We start from the raw sequence: 4,929 nt of genomic DNA on the forward strand, positions 1-4,929 counted from the left end.
GATATATTGACTAAACAAAATGTTGACAGTGTTTTTCTCAAAAATGGGCATTTTTGAGAAAAACAGCACGATGAGATGCAGGCCACACATACGCAGGGAAACAGGGCGGATGACTTTGGTCTGTTTCCTAACAGAACGCCCTTTGGTTTTATCGCAAAGATGGTTGCGTGTGGTATATAAACACAGTATAATAAGCATGTGTAAAAAGTAGAATTTGGTATTATAGGGTCGAAAGCTTAAACTATAACAAAAGACCCGGTTATGCAGCCGGTATGGTTCACTTTGAACGGGATATAGGCAGAGAGCAATGAGACAAAGATGCCGTGAAACTGGTTGGCAGGAGAGGTGATTGTGTAATGTCGGGTTCTGTAAATATGCTTTCTATGGATGTTGGAACCAAAGCCATCGATGCGCTCTGGCAACGCGGTAGCATCATCAGCGATAATATTGCAAATGCGGACACTCCGGGTTATCGGCAAAAGAGTGTTTCTTTTGAAGATCAACTCGGTCAAGCGATTGCTGACGGGCATTTGAACACGAGCGAACTGTCCAATGTTTCGCCGAAGGTGCAAGTGGATTCCGGTGTGATCAGCAGTTCTGATGCGAACGGGGTAGATATGGAAAACCAGATGGTGGAAATGATGCGCAATCAGTTGCAATACAATTATTTAACACGAGGCGTTTCAGATCAGCTTTCCATGCTGAAAACAGCAGCAGGGGGTTCATAACCATGTTTTTGAATGCATTGAATATCGCGGGTTCCGGATTGACGGCCCAGCGTCTGCGGATGGATGTAATCTCGCAAAACCTTGCCAACCAAGATACGACGGCAGCAGCAGGCGGAACGCCTTACCAGCGCAAAACAGTCGTCTTTTCAGAACGCACGCAACAGACCTTTGACAACTATTTGGCGGGGGCGAGCGGACAGGGACCGGGCGGTGTGCAGGTGGATGCGATACAAAGCGACACGTCGGATTTTAAACTTTCCTACGATCCCACTAACCCCAATGCTGGTGCTGATGGGTATGTGCGGCTGCCAAATGTCGATACCGTCACGGAAATGACGGATTTGATGGAATCTTCCCGCTCCTATTCGGCGGACGTTACGGCGTTTAATGCGCTGAAAGGAATGACAACTACTTCTTTGGATATCGGTAAATAATCAAACATCATTAGACCCTGATAAAAAATTATTTTGCGATTTGACTAACATAAAAGGGAAGTGCTACATATTTTGAATATTTCAATGTTGCCCCAAATTGCATCCTCTAATCCGGCCGAATGGTTGAACGCGTCACAAGGGGCTTCCAATACGACGACCGATGGCACACAGATGTTTGGAGATATCTATAATCAGCTGGTGGGCGGAGTCAATCAGACCGATGCGGCGTTTCAGGCGGATATCGTGAAGGCAGCGGCTGGCGAGATGGATAATCCAGCACAATTGCTGATAGACAGCAGCAAGGCACAGGTGTCGCTTCAACTGGCATCCAGTGTCCGCAACAATGCCCTTCAAGCATACACCACTATCATGAACATGCAGGTGTAACAAGACGAATGCTTGATAAGGGGGTGTGGCAATGGATGCAGGCCTGAAAAAAGCGATGGCCCGTATAAAAGGTTTTTGGAGCAACTTGAGCGTGAAAGCACGGGTGCTGCTCATCGTGGTGGTCGCAGGCGTCATTGTGGGCGCTGTGGCCGCGGACATGCTTTTGACCAGGACACAGTATGAACTGATCTACAGTGGCTTGAGTGACGCGGAATCGGGTCAGATTGTGACTGATTTGCAGACACGCGGGTTTAAATATAAGATTGAAAACAACGACATTTATGTAGATAAATCGGTTGCGGATCAAGCACGTATGGAACTTGCCGTGGACGGATATCCACAGACAACGCTGAATTATTCCATTTATGAGAGTGGAAATACATGGGCCATGACAGACAATGACAAAAAAATGCTGGCTCTTTATCAAATACAAAATCGGTTGCAGGACACCATTCAGACAATTCCCGGTGTCAAAAACGCAATCGTAACTGTTACACAAGGCAACGACGATACCTATGTGCTGTCTTCGGATCAGGTGCCGGTGACAGCCAGTGTCAAACTCACTCTTGCAAATGGCGTCACCTTAACCCAAAAGCAGGTGACGGGTATTGTCAACATCGTTTCACACAGTGTGTCCAAGCTCACCGCTGATAACGTAACGGTCATCGACAGCGACGGTAATACGCTCAACAACGCCGATGGTTCTTTATCCGGAGCGACTTCTGACCAGTTGACGCTTCGTGCACAGGTGGAAAACGAAATCAAGCAGAAAGTGCTTTCCGTTCTCAACCCGGTGTATGGTTCGGGCAATATCCAGGTGTCTCCTGCCGCTACCATCGACTTTACCGCGACCACAACCAATACGACGACATATTCCGGTCCCAACAACGGGCAGGGCCTTCCCTCCAGCGTCAGCTCCAGTGTCACAGTTTCGGGAAACGGAATGGCATCATCGGGCGGCACGGTAGGCGTGAACGGCGCACAGCCGAACTATACCACGGGAAGTCAGACGAGTGATGTTTCCGGCGTCATTACACAGCAGAACAACGCTACCACCTTTTTATACAATCAGGTGCAGCAGCAGGTGCAGGATAAGGGCGGCTCTATTAAAAACTTAACGATCGGGATCATACTGAACAGTGCAAATCAAGAGATCGCGACAATAGACCCCACCCAGGTGCAGCAGTTTGTGGCGTATGCAGTTGGTACCACGCCGAACAATGTCAATGTGCAGCTCACGCGTTTCGCATCCACCAGTTCGTCCGCCGGCAGCGGCCATTCCTCTTCCGGCAGCGGTGGTTCTGTCTTGTCCAATCCGAGAAATCTGCTGATAGCTGCGGCTGCTGGCGTTGGCGCGGTCGTGCTCATTCTGTTGCTGATTATTTTCCTGCGGCGGGGGCGCAAACATAAAACAGCCATGCAGGAGGAATCCGAGCGTTTGACGCAACAGGCACAGGCACAGCAGCAGGCGGTCGAAAGTCCCAAGGCAGCGAGAGTGCCTTTGCAGCTCAACCAGAAACTGGATGAAATGCCGCCAAACCCGGTAAAAGAGCAAATTGAAGAGTTTACCGATAATAAACCAGAACTGGTGGCACAGCTGCTGCGCAACTGGCTGAAAGATGGATGATCCGGTTTTAAGCGAACGTTTTGACAATTTTCCGGCAGGGGGGTGGAGGATTTGCCGCAAGCAACAGCAGAAGCGAAACTGAGCAATAAAACAAAGGCTGCGCTGGTCATTATTTCTCTTGGACCGGAGCGGGCGGCGCGTCTCTACCAGTATTTAAAAGACGATGAAGTGGAGACACTCACCGTGGAGGTCGCTTCCATCCAGCAGGTGGATTCCGTCAAGATTGACGCCGCCCTTTCCGAATTCTATGAACTTTGTCTGGCACAGAAATATATTTCCGACGGCGGGATTGATTACGCCAAACAGGTTTTGGAAAAGGCGTATGGCAATGCGAAGGCTGTGCAGCTTATCAGCCGGATCACCGACTCTCTCCACGCGCATTCTTTTGAATTTTTAAAGAAAGCCGACCCCAAGGATTTGCTTTCGTTCATCCAATATGAGCATCCGCAGACCATCGCGCTCATTCTACTCTATACCACATCCGAACAGGCAGCCGCGATCCTTGCGGAGCTGCCGCGCGAAAAACAGATCGACGTGGCCAGACGTATTGCGGTTATGGACAGGACGTCTCCTGAAATCGTCAAAGAGGTGGAGAGCTTGTTGGAAAGCAAGCTCTCCACCGTGGTGAGTACCAATTTCACCGAGATTGGCGGCGTCAAATCCATTGCCGAGATTCTCAACCGTGTCGATCGTGCTACCGAAAAATATATTCTGGATGAGTTCAGCAAAATGGATCCTGAACTTACCGAGGAAGTCAAACGCAGGTTGTTCGTGTTTGAAGACATCATCTATTTGGATTCGCGTGGGATTCAGCGGTTCCTGCGCGAGGTCAATACGAAAGAATTGGTGGTTGCGCTCAAGGGTGCAAATAAAGATGTGGCCGATCTGATCTTCCAGAACATGACCAAGCGGATGCAGGATACCATCAAGGAAGAAATCCAGTTCCTTGGTCCGGTACGGCTCAGCGAGGTGGAAGAAGCGCAGCAGAAGGTCGTACAGGTGATCCGGAAGCTGGAAGAAGCCAACGAAATTGTTGTCGGGCGCGGCGGAAAGGATGATATCCTTGTCTAATGTGTGGAAAAACACCATGGTGACAACAGGAGAACCACTTTTGCTGCGGGCGGATATCCTGCCGCCGGGAAACAGGGCGGAAGCCACACAGCGCACTGCGTGGTTTCGAAGGGAACAGGAGGTTCGCGCAGAGGTGCAGAACACCTACCTGTATGCAAAGGCGCAGGGAATGCGTACAGGGGAGGCAGCCGGGCGCGAACAGGGTGAGCGGGAGGCTGTGCGGCAATTGGAAAAGGCGCGTGCCCGTAATCAGGCGTTGCTGCGGGGTGAACAGGAGCGGCAGACGGAGACTTTGTGTCAGGCCGATGTGCAGAATCAAAAAGACGCACAGATTTTCGCGGATTCACTGGTTGAAATCATTTTTGGAAGTGTCCTTGATCGTGAGGCGCTGACAGCGGATTTGCAGGATAATGCCCCGGCGGTCGCAAAGGACGCAGCCTGCGCGGAACGGCAGGAAAACATTGACAATTTTCCTGCGCTTGATCAGGCAAAGCTCCGTCAGGTGACGCAAATGGTCTTTTCTGATGAGCGTCCCGGTGAGGGAAACGAATTGCTCTTTCAGAATCTGCCGCGGTTGCCGGCCCGTTTATTGCAGAAGGTATGTAAGAATATCAAGATGCGTGATATGGCTGTCGCATTGAAAGGTGCGTCCGCGGCGGAATGTGCGGCTCTGTTGGAGGTT

The 4,929-nt window shown here is 50.4% G+C and carries 6 protein-coding genes; all 6 read left to right on the forward strand.

The genetic code is table 11. From position 1 onward, the window contains the following. Nucleotides 1-323 precede the first annotated feature (323 nt). Nucleotides 324-728, forward strand: coding sequence for a flagellar basal body rod protein FlgB (flgB, locus tag ABF463_RS12815; RefSeq protein ID WP_415534145.1), 405 nt, complete (start codon nucleotides 324-326; stop codon nucleotides 726-728). A 2-nt stretch (nucleotides 729-730) separates the two neighbouring features. Further along, entirely contained in the window at nucleotides 731-1,162 is a 432-nt protein-coding gene (gene flgC, locus ABF463_RS12820) for a flagellar basal body rod protein FlgC (RefSeq protein ID WP_415534147.1), read from the forward strand. Between the two features lie 72 nt (nucleotides 1,163-1,234). Next, nucleotides 1,235-1,549 (forward strand): flagellar hook-basal body complex protein FliE, encoded by a 315-nt coding sequence (locus tag ABF463_RS12825; RefSeq protein ID WP_415534149.1) that lies wholly within the window; start codon nucleotides 1,235-1,237, stop codon nucleotides 1,547-1,549. A gap of 31 nt (nucleotides 1,550-1,580) precedes the next feature. After that, nucleotides 1,581-3,176 (forward strand): flagellar basal-body MS-ring/collar protein FliF, encoded by a 1,596-nt coding sequence (gene fliF, locus ABF463_RS12830; protein ID WP_415534151.1) that lies wholly within the window; start codon nucleotides 1,581-1,583, stop codon nucleotides 3,174-3,176. 42 nt (nucleotides 3,177-3,218) lie between these two features. Next, entirely contained in the window at nucleotides 3,219-4,247 is a 1,029-nt protein-coding gene (gene fliG, locus ABF463_RS12835) for a flagellar motor switch protein FliG (RefSeq protein ID WP_415534153.1), read from the forward strand. After that, nucleotides 4,240-4,929, forward strand: a 690-nt coding sequence (locus tag ABF463_RS12840; protein WP_415534155.1) for a hypothetical protein, incomplete at its 3' end; no start/stop codon positions are given. The genes fliG and ABF463_RS12840, both read left to right, overlap by 8 nt.

Origin of the sequence: Ethanoligenens sp., from assembly GCF_047718355.1 — a bacterium.
In the GTDB taxonomy this organism is placed as follows: Bacteria; Bacillota; Clostridia; order Oscillospirales; family Ethanoligenentaceae; genus Ethanoligenens.